This is a genomic window from Streptomyces sp. NPDC059788, from assembly GCF_042732265.1.
Lineage (GTDB): Bacteria > Actinomycetota > Actinomycetes > Streptomycetales > Streptomycetaceae > Streptomyces.
Genome location: NZ_JBHWHY010000004.1, coordinates 236,641 through 254,668 on the forward strand (window position 1 = coordinate 236,641; position 18,028 = coordinate 254,668).

Consider the following 18,028-nt stretch of genomic DNA (forward strand, 5'->3'; position numbering starts at 1 on the left):
CGGAACGCGTGGAGCGACGACTGCACGCAACCAGCACAGGCTTCCCACCTTTGCCGCCCGGCACGCAGGGGCAAATGCAGCCAAGCCGACTACGGCGCGGACTGTTCGGTCACGGGTGCGAGCGCGGTGGTGCGCCACCGGGCGTACCGCCCCGGCATGCCCGCCGCGCCCGCCCTCCGGGCCGCAGCGGTGCACCGGCCGGGACGGTGAGCGCGATCAGTACCGCGACGGCGCCGAAGGCGCCACCGGCCCCCAGCCAGGGCGCGGCCAGGCCGACACCGGCCGAGCCGAGCCCGGTGCCGCCGTCGTAGGCCATGTTCCACGCGGTGCCCGCCGCGCCGCCGCCGTCCGGCCCCGACCGCCGGAACATGAGCACCAGGGTCTCGTTCTGCAGGGCGCCGTCCGCCAGCCCGAACAGCGCCACCATCGCGAGCGCCACCGGCACGGTGCCCTCCTGGCCGGCCGTCAGCGCGAGGACCGCGACGGCCGGCGCGCAGACCGCGGCGGCGGGCAGCACCAGCCGCCCCGGCCCCCGCCGGTCGCTCCACACCCCCGCCGCCCACCGGCCCGCGATCATCGCGACGAAGAGCACGAGCAGCGCGGTGGGCGCCAGGGCCGGGCGGGCCAGCACGAACGGCAGGAAGGATGTGAGCCCGCCGAGCGCGACCGAAGCGGCGGCCAGCAGGAGTGCCGGCCGGAGCAGCGGACCGTAGTTCCTGGCCACCGACGGCGCCACCGACGGCGCCACCGACGGCGCCACCGACGGCGCCACCGACGGCGCCGCCGAAGCGGGCCGGGACACCGGCCCGGGCTGCTCCGCGGGCGCCGCGGGCCGCCCGGACATCGCCAGCACCAGCGGCGCGGCCACCACGCTCAGCACGCCCGCCGCCGCGAAGACCGCGCCGAAATTCCCGTTCCCGGCGAGCCACGCCCCCAGCGGCAGAACGACCACCTGGGGCAGCCCCACCGCGACGCCGTACCAGCCGACGGCCCGTCCCCGCTGCTCCGGCGGCACCAGCTCGGCGACCAGTGCGCTGCCCGTCACCGCCACCACGCCGAAGCCCACCCCTCGTACGGCCGAGACCGCCAGCACCCACCCGAGCCCGGACGACAGCGCGTAGCCGAACGTCGGCAGCCCGAGCAGCAGGGCACCCGCGCACAGCAGGTGGCGCAGGGTGAAGCGCCGGGTCAGCCGCCCCATGCACAGCTGTACGGCCACGGTCGCCGCCATCGTGACGGCGGTCGCCGCGCCCGCCCCGCCCTCGCCCGCCGTGCCCCGCGCGGTCCACAGCGGGACGACGGTCAGCATGGGGGCGTAGTTGGCGAACGTGCCGAGGGTCGCCAGCAGCAGGAGCAGGAAGTCCCGCCCGGCCAGGCCCTGGGCGGGCCGTCGGGCGCGGCCTGCCGGACCGGGCCGCCGCCGGGACACGAAGAGGGAGGTGAACGCAGCCATGCCTGCCGTTCTACGGCCCCCGCGAGCATCGCGTCCAACGAACGCTTGTGATCCATCGCATCGCCGCAGCCGATCCGAGGCCGTCCGCCGGGCCCTACGATCCGGTTCATGGAGCTGAAGCACCTGACGACCTTCCTGGCCGTGGCCCGGCACCTGAGCTTCACCCGCGCCGCCCAGGAACTCGGTTATGTCCAGTCCAGCGTCACCGCCCAGATCAAGGCGCTGGAGAAGGACCTCGGCAGTCACCTCTTCGACCGGCTCGGCCGGCGCGTCACCCTCACCGACGCCGGGCGCGAACTGCGCGGTCACGCACGCAGGATGCTCGCGTACGCGGACGAGGCCCGGGAGGCCGTACGCGGCGCGGACGACCCGGACCAGGTCCGCGGCACCCTGCGCATCGCCGCCCCCGAGACGCTGTGCGCGTACCGCCTGCCGCCCGTACTGCGCACGCTCCAGGACCGATTCCCCCTGCTGCGCGTCGTCTTCGGCCCCGACAGCAGGACGACGCTGCTGACCAGTCTCCGCGACGGCACCCTGGACGCGGGATTCCTGCTGGAGGAGTCCGTGCGCGACCCGGTCGCGCTCGCCGAACGCCTCACGGACGAACCGATGGTCCTGGCCGCGCACCCCGGCCACCCGCTCGCCCGCCGCGCCCGGGTCCGTACCGCCGACCTGGCCGAACAGACCCTCCTGCTGATGGACCACACCTGCGCCCAGCGCGAGCTGATGGACCGGGAACTGCGGTCGGCGGGCATCCGGCCCGCCGTGATGGAGTTCCTGAGCGTGGAGGCACTCAAGCGCTGCGCGGCGGCCGGGCTCGGTGTGGCGCTGCTGCCCGCCGTCGCGGTGGCGGACGAGACGGCGCGCGGCGAGGTGGCCGTGCTGCCGTGGACGTACCGGCCCGCGCTCGGCGTCCACCTCGTACGGCACCGGGAGCGCCACCCGACCGCCGTCCTCACCGCCCTCGCCGGTATCGCCCGCGAACACTGGGCCCCTGACGCGGGGTGACGGCCCGTCGGCCGTCCCACCAGCCGGTCACGCCCTTCACTCCCGTCCCGCCCTCTGCCACGCTGACGGCCCGGTCCGCCCGTTGCCCACGCCCCGCCGCGTACAGGAGCCGCCCCATGCGCCGCGCCGCCGCCCTCTCCGTCCTGACCTGCGCACTCGCCCTCACCGCCGCCGCACCGACGACCGCCCCGGTGGCCCGCCCCGACCGGCCGTCCGCCGCCGCGCACCCCTCGGCGCGTCCCGCCACCCTCCTCGACACCGTTCCCCGCCGTGGCATCCTCCGCGTCTGCACCACCGGCGACTACCGCCCCTTCACCCACCGCGACCCGGCGACCGGGGCGTACAGCGGTGTGGACATCTCCATGGCGCGCGATCTGGCCGAGAGCCTGGACGCCGAGCCGCGGTACGTGGCCACGACCTGGGCGAAACTGGTCGGCGACCTGGCGGCGGGGCGCTGCGACATCGCCATGGGCGGTGTGTCGATCACGCTTTCGCGTGCCCGCGAGGCGGCCTTCAGCGAGCCCACCCGCACCGACGGCAAGACGCCCATCGTGCGCTGCGCGGACCAGGACAAGTACCGCACCCTGCGGCAGATCGACCGGCCGGGCACCACCGTCGTCGTCAACCCCGGCGGCACCAACGAGCAGTTCACCCGCTCCGTCATCAAGCACGCGACCATCAAGCCGCACCCCGACAACACCACCGTCTTCGACGAGATCATCGCCGGCCGCGCGGACGTGATGATGACGGACGCGAGCGAGACCCGCTACCAGTCCACGATCCATCCCGAACTGTGCGCGGTCCATCCGGACCGGCCCTTCACCTTCTCCGAGAAGGCCTACGCCGTACCGCGCGCCGACACCGAGTTCAAGGAGTACGTCGACCAGTGGGTCCACCTGGCGACACACGACGGCACGTACAAGAAGTACGAGGACGCCTGGATGACCAGGTGATCCACGGGACGGGTACGTACCAGGCCTGGTGGTGATTGTCCGGACAATGTGACCTCCGGACTTCCCGTCATCTTCTCCGCCGGTTACGCTCCCAGCCGTGGGGAAACGCGATACAGACTCCGAGGGCGCCGAGAGCCCCGTCCAGTTCAGCGTGGACCGGAGCAGCCCGGTCCCGCTGTACTTCCAGCTGTCCCAGCAGCTGGAGGCGGCCATCGAGACCGGCAGGCTGGCCCCGGGCAGCCTGCTCGGCAACGAGATCGAGCTGGCCGGGCGCCTCGGGCTGTCCCGGCCGACCGTCCGCCAGGCCATCCAGTCGCTGGTGGACAAGGGGCTGCTGGTGCGGCGCCGCGGCATCGGCACGCAGGTCGTGCACAGCCAGGTCAAGCGCCCCCTGGAGCTGAGCAGCCTCTACGACGACCTGGAGGCAGCCGGGCAGAAGCCCGCCACCCGCGTGCTCCTCAACACCACCACCGAGGCCACCGCCGAGATCGCCGCCGCGCTCGGCGTCGCGGAGGGCGCCGAGGTCGCGCTCGTGGAGCGGCTGCGGCTCACGCACGGTGAGCCCGTCGCCCACCTGCGCAACCACCTCCCCGTCGGACTCCTCGACCTCGGTACCGCACAGCTGGAGGAGACCGGCCTGTACCGCCTGATGCGGGCGGCCGGCATCACGCTGCACAGCGCCCGCCAGACCGTCGGCGCGCGCGCCGCGACGGCCGAGGAGGGCGGGCGGCTCGGCGAGCCCGAGGGGGCCCCGCTGCTGACGATGCAGCGTACGACCTTCGACGACACCGGCCGCGCGGTCGAGTTCGGCTCGCACGTCTACCGGGCCTCGCGGTACGCCTTCGACTTCCAGCTGCTCGTACGGCCCTGAGGCCGCCGCGCCGGCCCCGGGTCGGGTCAGAATGTTCTGACAAAGTATTGACGGGGCTCGGCGCCCGCCGCTAGAACTCCTCCAGCCGCAGTCGGGCGGCGCGGGAGAGAGGGCGGTCCCATGATGCGTACCGTGCGCAAGACCCGTACCACCGAGCGCCGCGCCACCGGCACCGCGGCGGCCGTCGGCATGGTCCTCGCGCTCGCCGCGGGATGCAGCGGCTCCGGTGGCAAGGAGGCGCAGGACAAGGCGAGCGCCCCCGGAGGCCGGCCCGTCGACACGCCCCGTAGCACCATCGGCATGGTCAGCCACTCGGGCGAGGGCGACACCTTCTGGGACATCGTGCGCAACGGCGCCGAGCAGGCCGCCGCCAAGGACAACGTGAAATTCCTGTACGCCAACGACAAGGAGGGCGGCAGGCAGGCCGAGCTGGTGCAGTCCTACCTCGACCAGAAGGTCGACGGGCTGATCGTCACCCTCGCCAAGCCGCAGGCGCTGGCGGCCGTCGTCCGCAAGGCCGTCGCCCAGGGCGTCCCGGTCATCACGATCAACTCCGGCGGACAGTTCTCGGCCGCGTACGGCGCCCTGACCCACATCGGGCAGGACGAGACCGTCGCGGGCCGCGCCGTCGGCGAGGAGCTGAACCGGCGGGGCCGGAAGAAGGCGCTGTGCGTCGTCCACGAGCAGGGCAACGTCTCCCTGGAGGACCGCTGCGCCGGGGTCCGCGCGAGCTTCTCGGGCCGGGTGGAGAACCTGAACGTCGACGGGACGAACGCGCCGGCCTCCCGGTCCTCCGTACAGGCCGGGCTCCAGTCGGACCGCGGCATCGACTCCGTCGTCACCCTCGGCGCGCCGATGGCCGCGATCGCCGTCAAGGCCCGCGACGAGGCCGGCAGCACGGCGCGGATCGGGACCTTCGACCTGAATCCGTCGGTGGTCGGGCTCCTCAAGAAGAAGGACATCGACTTCGCCGTGGACCAGCAGCCCTACCTTCAGGGGTACGAGGCGGTGGACCTGCTGTGGCTGCACCGGGCCAACGGCAACGTCCTCGGCGGCGGCAAGCCGGTGCTGACCGGCCCGGCGATCGTCACCGGCAAGGACGTACCGAAGCTGGTGGAGTACACCGGGCGCGGGACCCGATGACCTCACGCGGAACAGGCGTAACGGATACTTGGGCGGCCGGGACCGATCATTTTCGGCCCAAACCCGGCACAGCGCCCACGGCGCACAGTGACAGCAACGACAGCAACGAGAAGGGCACGACCTCGTGGCAAGGGTTCGGACAGGGGTACGCGCGGTGACCGCGGTGCTGGCAGCGGTGGTCGCCGCGTCCCTGGCGGGGTGCAGCAGCACCGGCGGCAAGCGCGCCGAGGAAGCACGCGCCGCCCAGACCGCCGGCGGCAAGGCGGCCGTCAACACCCCCAGGTGGACCTTCGCGATGGTCACCCACTCGGGCGATGGCGACACCTTCTGGGACATCGTGCAGAACGGCGCCCAGCAGGCCGCCCTCAAGGACAACATCAAGTTCGTCTACGGGCACGACAAGGAGGCACAGCGGCAGAGCCAGCTGGTGCAGTCCTACATCGACCAGAAGGTGGACGGGCTGATCGTCACGCTCGCCAAGCCCGACGCCATGAAGGACGTGGTCGCGCGGGCCGAGAAGGCCGGTATCCCGGTGATCACCGTGAACTCCGGGGCCGAGGCGTCCAAGGCGTTCGGCGCCCTGACCCACGTCGGCCAGGACGAGACCGTGGCCGGTGAGGCCGTCGGCGAGGAGCTGAACGAGCGGGGCCGCAAGAAGGCGCTGTGCGTCCTGCACGAGCAGGGCAACGTCGGCCACGAGCAGCGCTGCGACGGCGCGAAGAAGACCTTCAAGGGCGAGATGCAGAAGCTGTACGTGGAGGGCACCAACATGCCCGACGTCCAGTCCACCATCGAGGCCAAGCTCCAGTCGGACCGCGGCATCGACTCCGTGGTGACCCTGGGCGCGCCGTTCGCGCCGACCGCCGTCAAGGCCAGGGAGCAGGCCGGCAGCGACGCCGAGATCGACACCTTCGACCTGAACGCCAAGGTCGCCGACGGCCTCAAGGACGGCTCCCTCGGCTTCGCCGTCGACCAGCAGCCCTACCTCCAGGGCTACCAGGCCGTCGACCTGCTGTGGCTCTACAAGTACAACGCCGACGTCCTCGGTGGCGGCAAGCCGGTCTTCACCGGACCCCAGGTGATCACCAAGAAGGACGCGGCGGCCCTGCAGGAGTACACGAAGCGGGGGACCCGATGAGCACCGCGGACACACCCGTGCGGGACAGCGGGCCGCAGCCCGGCGGCGGGCCGGACGAACGGCTGGTGCACCGGTCACCGGCGCGCCGCCTGATGAGCCGCCCCGAGCTGGGCGCGGTGGTCGGCGCCGTGGCGGTCTTCCTCTTCTTCTCCTTCGCCGCCGACACCTTCCTCCAGGCGTCCAGCCTCTCGACCGTGCTGTACGCGTCGTCGACGATCGGCATCATGGCCGTGCCGGTGGCGCTGCTGATGATCGGCGGCGAGTTCGACCTGTCGGCCGGTGTCATGGTCGTCAGCTCGGCGCTCGTCTCGTCGATGTTCAGCTATCAGATGACGGCGAACGTCTGGGTGGGCGTCGGGGTGTCGTTGCTGGTCACCCTGGCCATCGGGGTCTTCAACGGCTTCCTTTTGACCCGCACGAAGCTGCCCAGCTTCATCATCACGCTCGGTACGTTCTTCATGCTGACCGGCCTCAACCTGGGCTTCACCAAGCTGATCAGCGGCACCGTCTCGACGAAGTCCATCGCCGACATGGAGGGCTTCGACTCCGCCCGCACCCTCTTCGCGTCCCACCTGAGCCTCGGCGGCGTGGACATCCAGGTCACGATCCTGTGGTGGATCGGCCTGGTCGCGCTCGCCACCTGGATTCTGCTGCGCACCCGCGTCGGCAACTGGATCTTCGCGGTGGGCGGCGGCGCGGACGCCGCGCGGGCGGTCGGCGTCCCGGTCACCAAGACCAAGATCGGCCTGTACATGGGCGTGGCGCTGGCGGCCTGGATCTCCGGGCAGCACCTGCTGTTCTCGTACGACGCGATCCAGTCGGGCGACGGCGTCGGCAACGAGTTCCTCTACATCATCGCGGCCGCGGTCGGCGGCTGCCTGATGACCGGCGGCTACGGCTCGGCGATCGGCGCCGCCGTCGGCGCCTTCATCTTCGGCATGGCCAGCAAGGGCATCGTGTACGCGCAGTGGAACCCGGACTGGTACAAGTTCTTCCTCGGGGCGATGCTGCTGCTGGCCACGCTCCTGAACGCATGGGTCCGCAAGCGGGCGGAGGCGACGAAATGAGCACCCCGGACGAATCCCCGGACACAGCCCCGGACGGGACTCCGGACACCCAGGAGAGCGCGGCGGGTGCCGGGGGCGCCGAGCGCGCGGACACGCCGGAGGCCGCACCGGCCGCGGACGCCCCGCCCGCGGCGGACGCCGCCCCGCCCCTCGCGGAGCTGACCGACGTCAGCAAGTTCTACGGCAACATCAAGGCGCTCGAAGGCGTCTCGCTGGAGGTGCACGCGGGCGAGATCACCTGTGTGCTCGGTGACAACGGCGCCGGCAAGTCCACCCTCATCAAGATCATCGCGGGGCTGCACCAGCACGACGCGGGCAGCTTCGCGATCGAGGGCGAGCAGACCCGGCTGACCTCCCCGCGCGAGGCACTGGACCGCGGCATCGCCACCGTCTACCAGGACCTCGCCGTGGTCCCCCTGATGCCGGTCTGGCGCAACTTCTTCCTCGGCTCCGAGCCCACCAAGGGCGCCGGCCCCTTCAAGCGGCTCGACGTCCAGCTGATGCGCGAGACCACCCGCGCCGAGCTGCTGCGCATGGGCATCGACCTGCGCGACGTGGACCAGCCCATCGGCACCCTCTCCGGCGGCGAGCGGCAGTGCGTGGCCATCGCCCGCGCCGTCTACTTCGGCGCGAAGGTGCTGGTCCTGGACGAGCCCACGGCGGCGCTCGGCGTCAAGCAGTCCGGCGTCGTCCTGAAGTACGTCGCGGCCGCGCGGGACGCCGGGCTCGGCGTGGTGTTGATCACCCACAACCCGCACCACGCCTACCTCGTCGGCAACCGTTTCGTCCTCCTCAAGCGGGGCACGATGGCGGGCCGCCACACCAGGTCCGAGATCGGCCTGGACGAGCTGACGCGCCAGATGGCGGGCGGCAGCGAGCTGGAACAGCTCAGCCACGAACTGGCCCGCGCGCCCGAGCCCAGCCACCTCGGCGGCCACCCCACGCACTGAGCGGACGGCGGCCCGCGGGCGGCGGCGCGGGTTCCGGCGGGCCCGCGCCGCCATGCGCCGCATACCGCTGTTAGGGCACAATCGCACCGGACCGTGCACGTCACCGCCGCCGGCACGGCTCCGCGCACCCGGGGCCCGGCTCCGGGAGCGCGCCCGTACCCGTACGGCACCGAACGAGCACGACACCGGACCATGCACGCCCGAGGCCCCGGCCTCCCGACACCCGCAGGGACGAGACGACTCTTGCGAGCACGCAGCCGCCGCCACCGCAACGGCGAAGAGGTGGGTCGATGAGCACGTACCGGGACCGGGTGCACCGAGGATCGGCCAGAGCGACCGTGCTGCGCACGGTGGGCACCCGCGAGCGGCGCTCCCACCTGAGCGCGCCCCGCGTACCGACCGTCGGCATCGACATCGGCGGGACGAAGGTGATGGCCGGCGTCGTCGACGCGGACGGCGTGATCCTGGAGAAGGTCCGTACCGAGACCCCCGACAAGTCCAAGAGCCCCAAGGTCGTCGAGGACGTCATCACCGAACTGGTGCTGGACCTCTCCGACCGGCACGATGTGCACGCGGTGGGCATCGGCGCGGCCGGCTGGGTCGACGCCGAGCGCAGCACCGTCCTGTTCGCCCCCCACCTGAACTGGCGCAACGAGCCGCTGCGGGACCGCCTCGCGGGCCGCCTGGCGGTCCCCGTCATGGTCGACAACGACGCCAACACGGCCGCCTGGGCCGAGTGGCGCTTCGGCGCGGGCCGCGGCGAGGACCACCTCGTCATGATCACGCTCGGTACCGGCATCGGCGGCGCGATCCTGGAGGACGGGGCGGTCAAGCGCGGCAAGTACGGCGTGGCCGGCGAGTTCGGCCATATGCAGGTGGTGCCGGCCGGGCACCGCTGTCCGTGCGGCAACCGCGGCTGCTGGGAGCAGTACAGCTCCGGCAACGCGCTGGTCCGCGAGGCCCGCGAGCTGGCCGCCGCGGACTCCCCGGTCGCGTACAACATCATCGACCGGGTCGGCGGCCGCATCCCCGACATCACCGGCCCGCTCATCACCGAGCTGGCCCGCGAGGGCGACGCCATGTGCGTCGAACTGCTCCAGGACATCGGCCAGTGGCTGGGTGTCGGCATCGCCAACCTGGCCGCCGCGCTGGACCCCTCCTGCTTCGTGATCGGCGGCGGCGTCAGCGCCGCCGACGACCTGCTCATCGGCCCCGCCCGGGACGCCTTCCGGCGGACCCTGACCGGCCGCGGCTACCGCCCCGAGGCCCGTATCGCCAAGGCTCAGCTGGGCCCCGAGGCCGGCATGGTCGGCGCCGCCGACCTGGCGCGCCTGGTGGCCCGCCGCTTCCGGCGCGCCAACCGCCGGCGCGTGGAACGCTATGAGCGCTACGAACGATCGGGCCGGCGATGACGGAGGCGGCCGACCCAGCCATGACCGAGGACCACGACCCGGCCCGGCACGAACCGGGGCAGGCCGCCCGCGAGGCGCCGGAACGCCCGGAGCCGCCCACCGCGCCCGTGACCGGGTCCGGCGCGTCCGCGCGCCCCCCGGCGAGCCGGCGCCGCCGCTGGCTGACCGCGCTGGTGATCTTCCTGCTGATCGCCATTCCGGCGGGGTACATCGTCATCTCCGCCGAGCAGAGCCGCGACAGCGGCCAGAGCAAGGAGGAGGAGGCCGCCGCCACCGGCCTCTACAACGACTACCCCTCCAAGGTGCAGCAGCGCATCTACAACGTCCCGGTCCCCGCCGGGTCCACGCCGGTCTACTACTACGAGGCCAACGCCTGGCACCGCAGCTCCCTCTACGTCCAGTTCCGTACCAACGAATGGGGCCTGGAGCACTACCTGAAGTGGGCCGGGGCCAGCCGCGACGCCCTCAAGGACGGGGAGATCACCATCACCGGGTCGCAGGCGGCGAAGGTCGGCTGGGACCTGAGCGGCGGCCAGTGGGCCGGCACGTCCGTCAAGGCCGGGGACCCGCACCCGAGCCAGAACATCACCGTGAACTTCGACGAACCGGAGCACCCGGTGGTCTACGTCGTCTCCACGGTCGCCTTCAAGCGCTGAGGACCGCCCCGCCCGTCGGGCGGCAGGCGCAGTACCGCGAGCAGGCGGGCCGGCGGCAGCGCGTCGGCGAAACCGCCAACCGGCCGTGGAGACCGCGCCCGCCGCCGAAGACGAGGCGCGCCGCCGCCGGACCTTTCGCCCGCTGAATTCATCCGTCGTACGACGAGTACCTTCCCGTGCCCCCTCCCGGCCCGCCGAGATGCAGGCCGGGCGGCACCCTGCAACCGCGCCGCGGCCGGGATTTGTCCGTACGTCCAAGGAGTGGCCCGCCGGTTCGTTTTCCCGGACCAAGAAACCGGAGACCGCCGTGCGTACCGTGCGACGCGGCGGCCCGTCACGCGGGCCGCCGCGCCACGTCCGCCGCCTGCCACGCGAAAGGCTCCGTCGTGTCCTTGGACCTGCACCGCCGCGCCATCGTCGCCGACGCCCACAACGACCTCCTCATGGCCGTGGTCGCGCGCTCCCCGGAACGCTGGGGCGGCTTCTTCCGGGACCGGTGGCTGCCGCAGCTGCGCGAGGGCGGCATCGACATCCAGGTCCTGCCGGTGTTCATCGACGACCAGTACCGCCCCGAGGGGGCGCTCCGGCAAACCCTCCGCATGATCGAGTGCGCCCATGTCCTCGCCGAGGCCAACGCCGATCAGGTCGCGCTGTGCGCGGACGGCGCCGACATCGACGAGGCCCTCGCCGAGAACAAGATCGCCCTGGTGCTCGCCCTGGAGAGCGCGCCGGGCATCGACGCCTCCGTCGAACTGATCCCCACCCTCTTCCGGCTCGGCGTACGCATCGCCTCGATCGCCCACTGGGGACGCACCCCGCTCGCGGACGGCAGCCGGGAGGACGCCACCGGCAGCCGGCTGACCGCCCCCGGCGTCCAGGCGCTGCGCGAGATGGAACGCCTGGGCATGCTCTTCGACATCTCCCACCTGGGGGCCGCCGGCGTCTCCCACGTCCTGGAGCTCGCCACCCGCCCGCTGATCGCCACCCATTCCTGCGCCCGTGCCCTGCGCGATCACCACCGCAACCTCACCGACGACCAGATCCGCGGCGTGGCCGGCACCGGCGGCATCGTGTGCGTGAACTTCGTCCCGGACTTCCTCACCGACGACGAGGCGAAGGTGGGCGTCGACCGGGTCGTCGACCACATCGAGCACATCGTCTCCGTGGCCGGGATCGACCACGTCGGCCTCGGCTCGGACTTCCTGCGCGAGGTGGTGGCGGACGTCACCCCGCCCTGCTGCGAGAACGCCGACGACGAGGACCCGCGGTTCGACTTCGCCGACCTGGCGGGCCCGGCCGACATGCCCCTGGTCACCGAGGCGATGGTCCGCCGGGGGATGCCCGAGGCGGACATCGTGAAGGTGCTCGGCCAGAACATGCGACGGCTCATGAGCAAGCACCTCGCCTGACGCCGCCCCAGCAAGACCCGATCGCGGGCACCGCGGGCCAGGCCTCATCCGCCACACCGGCCTGCCGGACGATCCCACACCTGACGGAGGACTCACCCGTGCCGCACGACCCAGCACGCCCATCCGCGCCGACGGACGCCACACCGGCCCTGGCCGCCATGCTCACCGACCTCGAAGAGCTCGTCACCTGCGAGTCCTACTCGGCCGACTTCGCGGCCGTGGCCCGCAGCGGCCGGGTGGTCGCCGAGCAGGGCCGCCGGCTGCTCGGCGCCACGCCCCGGACGCTGGTCCTCGAAGGCGTCACCCACGTGCAGTGGACCTTCGGAACGCCGCGCGTCCTGCTGCTGGGCCATCACGACACCGTCTGGCCGACCGGCTCCCTCAAGGACCACCCCTGGTCGGTGGAGCAGGGGATCGTCCGCGGCCCCGGAGTCTTCGACATGAAGGCCGGCCTGGTCCAGATGTTCCACGCCCTCGCCGCACTGCCCTCCCTCGACGGCCTCTGCGTCCTGGTCACCGGCGACGAGGAGACCGGCTCGGCCACCTCCCGTACGCTCATCGAGGACATCGCACGCCAGTGCTCGGCCACGCTCGTCCTGGAGCCCTCGGCCCCCGGCGGAGCCCTGAAGACCGGCCGCAAGGGCGTATCCCTCTACGACATCACCGTCCGCGGCCGCGCGGCACACGCCGGACTGGAGCCGGAGAAGGGCGTCAACGCGGCCACCGAACTCGCCCATCAGATCCTGGCCCTGAAAGGTGTCGCCGACACCGTCACGGCCGCCACCGGGCCCGGTACGAGCGTCACTCCCACCTTGCTGCGGGCCGGCACATCGGACAACACCGTGCCCGCGAAGGCCGAGCTGAACGTGGACGTCCGCGTGCCGAACGCCGCGGCGCAGGAGGCGGTCGACCAGCTCATCAGGGCCCTGGAGCCGCGGGTGCCCGGCGCCCGCCTGCAGATCGACGGCGGCCCCAACCGGCCGCCCCTGGACCCCGACGCGTCCCGGAAGCTGTTCGCCCTGGCCACCGAACAGGCCGCCCGGCTCGGCCTGGGCCCGCTGCGCCAGGCGGCTGTCGGCGGCGCCTCCGACGGCAACTACACCGCCGGGGTCGGCTGCCCCACCCTCGACGGCCTCGGCGCGGTCGGCGACGGCGCGCACGCCGACCACGAGCACGTCATCGCCGCCGCCATGCCGGCCCGCAGCCGGCTCCTGGCCCACCTCCTCGGAGCGCTGCGATGAAGGAAGCCACCATCCGGGAACTCCACCTCATGGAGGACCTCGACGCCGTCAGCCTCCTCTACGCCGACATCTGGGGCACCGAGCCCGACAAGTCACCCATCTCCGCCGAGGTCATGCGGGCCCTCTCCCACGCCGGCAACTACGTGGCCGGGGCGTACGAGGACGGCCGGCTGGTCGGGGCGTCCGTCGCCTTCTTCGGCGAACCCGTGGGCACCAGCCTGCACTCCCACATCACCGGCGCCGTCATGGGGCGGGGCGTGGGCCTCGCCCTCAAGCTGCACCAGCGGCAGTGGGCGATCGCCCGCGGCCTGCGGCGCATCACCTGGACCTACGACCCGCTCATCCGCCGCAACGCCTACTTCAACCTGGTCAAACTCGGCGCCCGGCCGGAGCAGTACCTGACCTCCTTCTACGGCCCGATGGACGACGTCATCAACGGCGGCGACGAGTCCGACCGGGTCGTGGCCGCCTGGGACCTCACCGCGCCCGCCCCGCCCGAGACGACCGAGCTGCCCCCCGGCGCCGCGCACGGCCTCCGTGACCACGAAGGCCGCCCGGAGCCCGGCCCGACCGACGCCGAAACCGTACTCATCGACCTGCCCGACGACATCGAGGCCCTGCGCCGCACCGACCCCGGCGCCGCCCAGGCCTGGCGCCGGGCCGTCCGGCAGACCCTGGGCGGCCTGCTCGCGGAAGGCGCCCGCGTCGTCGGCCTCCACGAACGGCGCCGCTACGTGGTCCAACGCCCCACCATCCACGCCTGACCACCCGCAGAGGAGCCACCAGCAGTGAAGACGAAGATCTCCGGCATCGAGCTGCGCCGGATCGCGATGCCGCTCGTCGCCCCGTTCCGTACCTCCTTCGGCGTCGAGACCAGCCGCGATGTGCTGCTGGTCCGTGTCGTCACCTCGGACGGCGAGGGCTGGGCCGAGTGCGCGGCCATGTCCGAGCCCCGCTACTGCTCCGAGTACGTCGACGGCGCTGTGGACGTCCTGTGCAACTTCCTCATCCCCGCCTTGCCGAAGGACGGCGTGGACCCGCACACGGTGGGCCGGGTCCTGGAGCCCTTCACCGGCCACCGCATGGCGAAGTCCGCGCTGGAGACGGCGGTGCTGGACGCCCTGCTCCGCGGCGCCGGCGAGTCCTTCGGCTCCCACCTGGGCGCCGCCCGCGACCGGGTGCCCTGCGGCGTCTCGGTCGGGATCATGGATTCGGTGCCCGAACTCCTCGACGCCGTGGCCGGATACCTCGACGAGGGCTACGTCCGGATCAAGCTGAAGATCGAGCCCGGCTGGGACGTCGAGCCCGTACGCGCGGTACGCGAGCGCTTCGGCGACGACCTGCTCCTCCAGGTCGACGCCAACGCCGCGTACACCCTGGTGGACGCCCGGCAGCTGGCCGAACTCGACAACTTCGGCCTCCTGCTGATCGAACAGCCGCTGGCCAACGACGACCTGGTCCAGCACGCCGCACTGGCGAAGCTGCTGCGCACCCCGATCTGCCTGGACGAATCCATCGAGTCCGCCACCGACGCCGCGGCGGCCATCTCCCTCGGCGCCTGCTCCATCATCAACATCAAGCCGGCCCGGGTCGGGGGCTATCTCGAAGCCCGCCGCATCCATGACCTGGCCCGTGCCCACGGCATCTCCGTCTGGTGCGGCGGCATGCTGGAGACCGGCATCGGCCGCGCCGCCAACGTCGCCCTGGCCGCCCTGCCCGGCTTCACCCTCCCCGGCGACACCTCCGGCTCCCGCCGCTACTTCGCCACCGACATCACGGAGCCCTTCGTCCTCACCGACGGCCACCTCCAGGTCCCCACCGGCCCCGGCCTCGGCGTCGAGCCCCTGCCCGACGTACTCAACGAGGTCACCACCTCCACCGAATGGATTTCCCTGTAGCCGCACATCGGCCCGCGGACCCGGGGCGTCGGGGGCCGAGTGATCGCGGCCCTCGATCGGACAACGCGCCCTCTTACAGGCGGAGCAGGGCGTTCGAGGTCGCGTCGTCCGCCGGATGGAAGGCCCAGATCCGGTGGCCTTCGCTTCCCGGCAATTCCAGGACATGCTGGTCGAGCGCGAGCGATCCGGCCCTCGGATGCCGAAAACGTTTGTGGTCCATCGCCTTCTCGTAAAGATGGTGCTCGCCCCAGGCGGATCGGAAGACATCGCTGTACGCGGTCAGCTCGTCCAGGAGCTGTCCCAGCCGCACCGATCCCGTTTCCGATCCGGCCTGTGCGCGTAGGGCCGCCACCATGCAGCGGGCGACTTCGGGCCACTCGGTGAAGAATGTCCGGGCCCCCGGGGCGAGGAACACCAGGCGGGCGTAATTGTCCCGGGGCTCCAATCCCTCGTGGAGGAGACCGCCGAGTGTGTTGCCGCCCACGATGTCGAGCCACCGGTTCACCAGCAGGGCGGGCACCGTCATGGAGCCGAGCAGCCGGTGCACGGCCTCAAGGCGACCCGTTTCCATGCCGGCCCTTACCCCGCCCTTGGCGGCGGAACTCCCCTCGGCGGCGGAATTCCCCGTGACGGAGAGTTCTCGCAGGTGACGTGCTGCCACGGCGTCCAGCAGCAATGCCTTGCACAGGCCCTCCACCACCGCGCGGGACGGCCGGCGTTCCCTTCCCTGTTCGAGACGTACGTAATAGTCGGTGCTGATCCCGGCGAGGAACGCCACTTCGTCCCGCCGCAGCCCCGGCACCTGACGCTGCGCTCCCGCGGCCAGCCGGTGCTGTTCGGGCCGTATCCGATTCCGTCTGGCGCGCAGGAATTCCGCCAGCGGTTCGCCCGCGTCGTGGTCCCTGGAAACCTTCATGCCACCAGCTTAAGGACGAGACGTTTTCCCCCGGGCAGGAACCGACCGGCGGCTGCGTTTGCGGGGTGGGTGCAGCACTCCTACCCGCCCGGTTCTCCGGATGGCTAACGTGCCGAACGCCTACCGAATGGCCTGGACATCTGCCGGACACCGGCCCCGCCTCCCTGCCCGCCCCCGGAAAAGCGCCAGGGCACCGGGCGATCGCGGCCGGCCTCCGGCACCAGCACAGCACGCCAAGGGAAAGAGAATCATCGATGTTCGTCATTACCGGCGCCAGTGGCCGCACCGGACGGGCCGCCGCCGAGTACCTGCTCACGGCCGGACACCGCGTCCGGGCCGTCGGCCGTTCGGCCCGGCGGCTCGCCGACCTTGCCGCGCGGGGCGCCGAGGTGCGGCAGGCCGACCCGACCGACCCCGTGGCACTCGCGGACGCCTTCCGCGGCGCGGACGGAATCTACGCGGTGATCCAGCCCAACTACATCCCCGACCACCCCGACTTCGGCGCCTTCCAGGACCAGGTGGCGGCCTCCCTGACCAGGGCGGTCGCCGAGTCCGGCGTGCGGCGCGTCGTCGGGCTCAGCAGCTGGGGAGCCCAACACGCCGAAGGTACCGGGCCGGTCAGGGGACTCCACCGCTTCGAGCGGCGCCTCTCGGCCGTCCCCGAGGCCGACACGCTGTGGCTGCGAGCCGGCTATTTCATGGAAAACCTGCTGGACCACATCGGCACGGCCAGGACCCACCACCGCATCAGCGCCCCCTTCGAGCCCGGCGTACCCCTGCCCTTCGTCACCACCCGCGACATCGGGGCCCGGGCAGGGGAGGAACTGGCCACCGGAACCTGGCACGGTACGGAGGTCCTGGAACTCCAGGGCGAACGCGACGTGACCATGCGCGAGGCCGCGAGCGTGATCGCGAACGCGGTGCGTGCGGACGACTTCACCTATGTGCAGACCAGCATCGCCGACTTCCACGCCGAACTCCTCGGCAAAGGCGTGTCCGTCGACGTCGCGGACATGATGGCCGAGGTCGGCGTATCCGTGAACTCCCGGCACACGCGGATGCAACAGCCGCGTACCGCCCGCACGTCCACGCCCACCTCCATCGAACGGTTCATCGAGGAAGAATTCGCTCCCCGATACCGCGCGGCCGTATCGGACTGAGGGCCCCGGCGGCCTCGCACCCCCCAACAAGTGCATTCATCGCGGGAGTTGTCAGGACAGCCCCCAGAACTGTCGCAGCGCGCCGTCCGTGAGCATCTCCCGTGGCCTCCCTTCCCCGACGTTCCGGCCGTCCCGCAGCAGGACGCAGTGATCGGACTCCCTGGCGGCGGTCAGGTCATGCGTGGCGTGGACGACCGTCACCCCGTCGGCGGCGACCTCGCGGAGTACGGTCGCGATGCTGCCCCGGGCGGTCACGTCCAGCCCGGTCGTCGGCTCGTCCAGCAGGATGAGACCGGCCTCCTGCGCCAGCCCCTGGGCCACCAGGGCGCGCTGCCGCTGGCCTCCCGACAGCTCACCGAGCTGCCGGGAGGCCAGGTCGCCGATGCCCAGCCGCTCCATGCTGGCGTCGACCACGTCGCGGTCCCCGGCGGTGAGCCGCCGCCAGGCACCCCGGTGGGCCCAGCGGCCCATGGTCACCGTCTCGCGGACGGTGAGCGGCAGCGCGTCGGAGACGGCGCTGCGCTGTACGACGAAGCACGGCCGGGAAGGGTGGCTCCGCTCGATGGTGCCGGCGGTGGGCGGGTGCACACCGGCCAGCACGCTCAGCAAGGTCGACTTCCCCGAACCGTTCGGCCCGACGACGGCCGTGATCGCCGACTTCGGTACGGAAGCGGTGAGTTGGCGCAGGACCGGGCGGCGGGCGTACCCGGCGGTGACGTTGCGGAGCGAGACCTCGCAGGTGCTCATGGAGCC

At 72.2% G+C, this 18,028-nt stretch carries 17 protein-coding genes; 14 read left to right on the top strand and 3 right to left on the bottom strand.

Annotation, left to right across the window (positions count from 1 at the left end):
- Positions 1–109: 109 nt before the first annotated feature.
- Positions 110–1,453 carry an MFS transporter gene (locus ACFV57_RS05640; protein ID WP_385226018.1) on the bottom strand — a complete coding sequence of 448 codons (1,344 nt, stop codon included), beginning with the start codon at positions 1,451–1,453 and terminating at the stop codon, positions 110–112.
- Positions 1,454–1,561: 108 nt separating this feature from the next.
- On the opposite strand from ACFV57_RS05640, the gene ACFV57_RS05645 reads away from it, so the two are divergent.
- The 13 genes from ACFV57_RS05645 to menC all read left to right on the top strand — a co-directional run bounded on the left by ACFV57_RS05645 (position 1,562) and on the right by menC (position 15,199).
- Positions 1,562–2,461, top strand: a complete 900-nt coding sequence (locus ACFV57_RS05645; RefSeq protein ID WP_385226020.1) for a LysR family transcriptional regulator — start codon at positions 1,562–1,564, stop codon at positions 2,459–2,461.
- A 116-nt stretch (positions 2,462–2,577) separates the two neighbouring features.
- A complete protein-coding gene (locus ACFV57_RS05650) occupies positions 2,578–3,414 on the top strand; it encodes a transporter substrate-binding domain-containing protein (RefSeq protein ID WP_385226022.1) in 837 nt (278 codons plus the stop codon).
- Positions 3,415–3,511: 97 nt separating this feature from the next.
- A complete protein-coding gene (locus tag ACFV57_RS05655; RefSeq protein WP_385226024.1) occupies positions 3,512–4,285 on the top strand; it encodes a GntR family transcriptional regulator in 774 nt (257 codons plus the stop codon).
- Positions 4,286–4,408: 123 nt separating this feature from the next.
- A complete protein-coding gene (locus ACFV57_RS05660) occupies positions 4,409–5,428 on the top strand; it encodes a sugar ABC transporter substrate-binding protein (protein ID WP_385226118.1) in 1,020 nt (339 codons plus the stop codon).
- Between the two features lie 124 nt (positions 5,429–5,552).
- Positions 5,553–6,566, top strand: a complete 1,014-nt coding sequence (locus tag ACFV57_RS05665) for a sugar ABC transporter substrate-binding protein (RefSeq protein WP_385226026.1) — start codon at positions 5,553–5,555, stop codon at positions 6,564–6,566.
- Positions 6,563–7,633, top strand: a complete 1,071-nt coding sequence (locus tag ACFV57_RS05670) for an ABC transporter permease (RefSeq protein ID WP_385226028.1) — start codon at positions 6,563–6,565, stop codon at positions 7,631–7,633. Before ACFV57_RS05665 ends, ACFV57_RS05670 begins: the two co-directional genes overlap by 4 nt.
- Positions 7,630–8,583, top strand: a complete 954-nt coding sequence (locus ACFV57_RS05675) for an ATP-binding cassette domain-containing protein (protein WP_385226030.1) — start codon at positions 7,630–7,632, stop codon at positions 8,581–8,583. The genes ACFV57_RS05670 and ACFV57_RS05675 overlap by 4 nt, the downstream gene beginning before the upstream one ends.
- 290 nt (positions 8,584–8,873) lie before the next feature.
- The gene (locus ACFV57_RS05680) at positions 8,874–9,995 is read left to right on the top strand and encodes an ROK family glucokinase (protein ID WP_385226031.1); all 1,122 of its coding nucleotides are present in this window, start codon (positions 8,874–8,876) and stop codon (positions 9,993–9,995) included.
- Positions 9,992–10,651: a hypothetical protein gene (locus tag ACFV57_RS05685; protein WP_385226033.1), complete on the top strand. Its 660-nt coding sequence runs from the start codon at positions 9,992–9,994 to the stop codon at positions 10,649–10,651. The genes ACFV57_RS05680 and ACFV57_RS05685 overlap by 4 nt, the downstream gene beginning before the upstream one ends.
- A gap of 386 nt (positions 10,652–11,037) precedes the next feature.
- Positions 11,038–12,060, top strand: a complete 1,023-nt coding sequence (locus tag ACFV57_RS05690) for a dipeptidase (RefSeq protein ID WP_385226035.1) — start codon at positions 11,038–11,040, stop codon at positions 12,058–12,060.
- Between the two features lie 158 nt (positions 12,061–12,218).
- Positions 12,219–13,301: a M20 family metallopeptidase gene (locus tag ACFV57_RS05695; RefSeq protein ID WP_385226120.1), complete on the top strand. Its 1,083-nt coding sequence runs from the start codon at positions 12,219–12,221 to the stop codon at positions 13,299–13,301.
- Entirely contained in the window at positions 13,298–14,065 is a 768-nt protein-coding gene (locus ACFV57_RS05700; RefSeq protein ID WP_385226037.1) for a GNAT family N-acetyltransferase, read from the top strand. The genes ACFV57_RS05695 and ACFV57_RS05700 overlap by 4 nt, the downstream gene beginning before the upstream one ends.
- Before the next feature lie 24 nt (positions 14,066–14,089).
- Positions 14,090–15,199, top strand: a complete 1,110-nt coding sequence (gene menC, locus ACFV57_RS05705) for an o-succinylbenzoate synthase (protein WP_385226039.1) — start codon at positions 14,090–14,092, stop codon at positions 15,197–15,199.
- A 73-nt stretch (positions 15,200–15,272) separates the two neighbouring features.
- On the opposite strand, the gene ACFV57_RS05710 is transcribed toward menC, so the two are convergent.
- On the bottom strand, positions 15,273–16,115 hold the full coding sequence (locus tag ACFV57_RS05710) for a helix-turn-helix transcriptional regulator (RefSeq protein WP_385226041.1): 843 nt from the start codon (positions 16,113–16,115) through the stop codon (positions 15,273–15,275).
- A gap of 254 nt (positions 16,116–16,369) precedes the next feature.
- On the opposite strand from ACFV57_RS05710, the gene ACFV57_RS05715 reads away from it, so the two are divergent.
- Positions 16,370–17,275, top strand: coding sequence for an NAD(P)H-binding protein (locus ACFV57_RS05715; RefSeq protein WP_385226043.1), 906 nt, complete (start codon positions 16,370–16,372; stop codon positions 17,273–17,275).
- A 51-nt stretch (positions 17,276–17,326) separates the two neighbouring features.
- Here the strand turns inward: ACFV57_RS05715 and aztA are convergent, their stop codons facing one another.
- Positions 17,327–18,022 carry a zinc ABC transporter ATP-binding protein AztA gene (gene aztA, locus ACFV57_RS05720; protein ID WP_385226045.1) on the bottom strand — a complete coding sequence of 232 codons (696 nt, stop codon included), beginning with the start codon at positions 18,020–18,022 and terminating at the stop codon, positions 17,327–17,329.
- Between the last annotated feature and the right edge of the window lie 6 nt (positions 18,023–18,028).

What these genes read in the sequence shown, in the direction of transcription:
- ACFV57_RS05640 (WP_385226018.1), bottom strand. Translation starts at nt 1,453, where the DNA reads ATGGCTGCGTTCACCTCCCTCTTCGTGTCCCGGCGGCGGCCCGGTCCG.
- ACFV57_RS05645 (WP_385226020.1), top strand. Translation starts at nt 1,562, where the DNA reads ATGGAGCTGAAGCACCTGACGACCTTCCTGGCCGTGGCCCGGCACCTG.
- ACFV57_RS05650 (WP_385226022.1), top strand. Translation starts at nt 2,578, where the DNA reads ATGCGCCGCGCCGCCGCCCTCTCCGTCCTGACCTGCGCACTCGCCCTC.
- ACFV57_RS05660 (WP_385226118.1), top strand. Translation starts at nt 4,409, where the DNA reads ATGCGTACCGTGCGCAAGACCCGTACCACCGAGCGCCGCGCCACCGGC.
- ACFV57_RS05670 (WP_385226028.1), top strand. Translation starts at nt 6,563, where the DNA reads ATGAGCACCGCGGACACACCCGTGCGGGACAGCGGGCCGCAGCCCGGC.
- ACFV57_RS05675 (WP_385226030.1), top strand. Translation starts at nt 7,630, where the DNA reads ATGAGCACCCCGGACGAATCCCCGGACACAGCCCCGGACGGGACTCCG.
- ACFV57_RS05680 (WP_385226031.1), top strand. Translation starts at nt 8,874, where the DNA reads ATGAGCACGTACCGGGACCGGGTGCACCGAGGATCGGCCAGAGCGACC.
- ACFV57_RS05685 (WP_385226033.1), top strand. Translation starts at nt 9,992, where the DNA reads ATGACGGAGGCGGCCGACCCAGCCATGACCGAGGACCACGACCCGGCC.
- ACFV57_RS05695 (WP_385226120.1), top strand. Translation starts at nt 12,219, where the DNA reads ATGCTCACCGACCTCGAAGAGCTCGTCACCTGCGAGTCCTACTCGGCC.
- ACFV57_RS05700 (WP_385226037.1), top strand. Translation starts at nt 13,298, where the DNA reads ATGAAGGAAGCCACCATCCGGGAACTCCACCTCATGGAGGACCTCGAC.
- ACFV57_RS05710 (WP_385226041.1), bottom strand. Translation starts at nt 16,115, where the DNA reads ATGAAGGTTTCCAGGGACCACGACGCGGGCGAACCGCTGGCGGAATTC.
- ACFV57_RS05715 (WP_385226043.1), top strand. Translation starts at nt 16,370, where the DNA reads ATGTTCGTCATTACCGGCGCCAGTGGCCGCACCGGACGGGCCGCCGCC.
- aztA (WP_385226045.1), bottom strand. Translation starts at nt 18,022, where the DNA reads ATGAGCACCTGCGAGGTCTCGCTCCGCAACGTCACCGCCGGGTACGCC.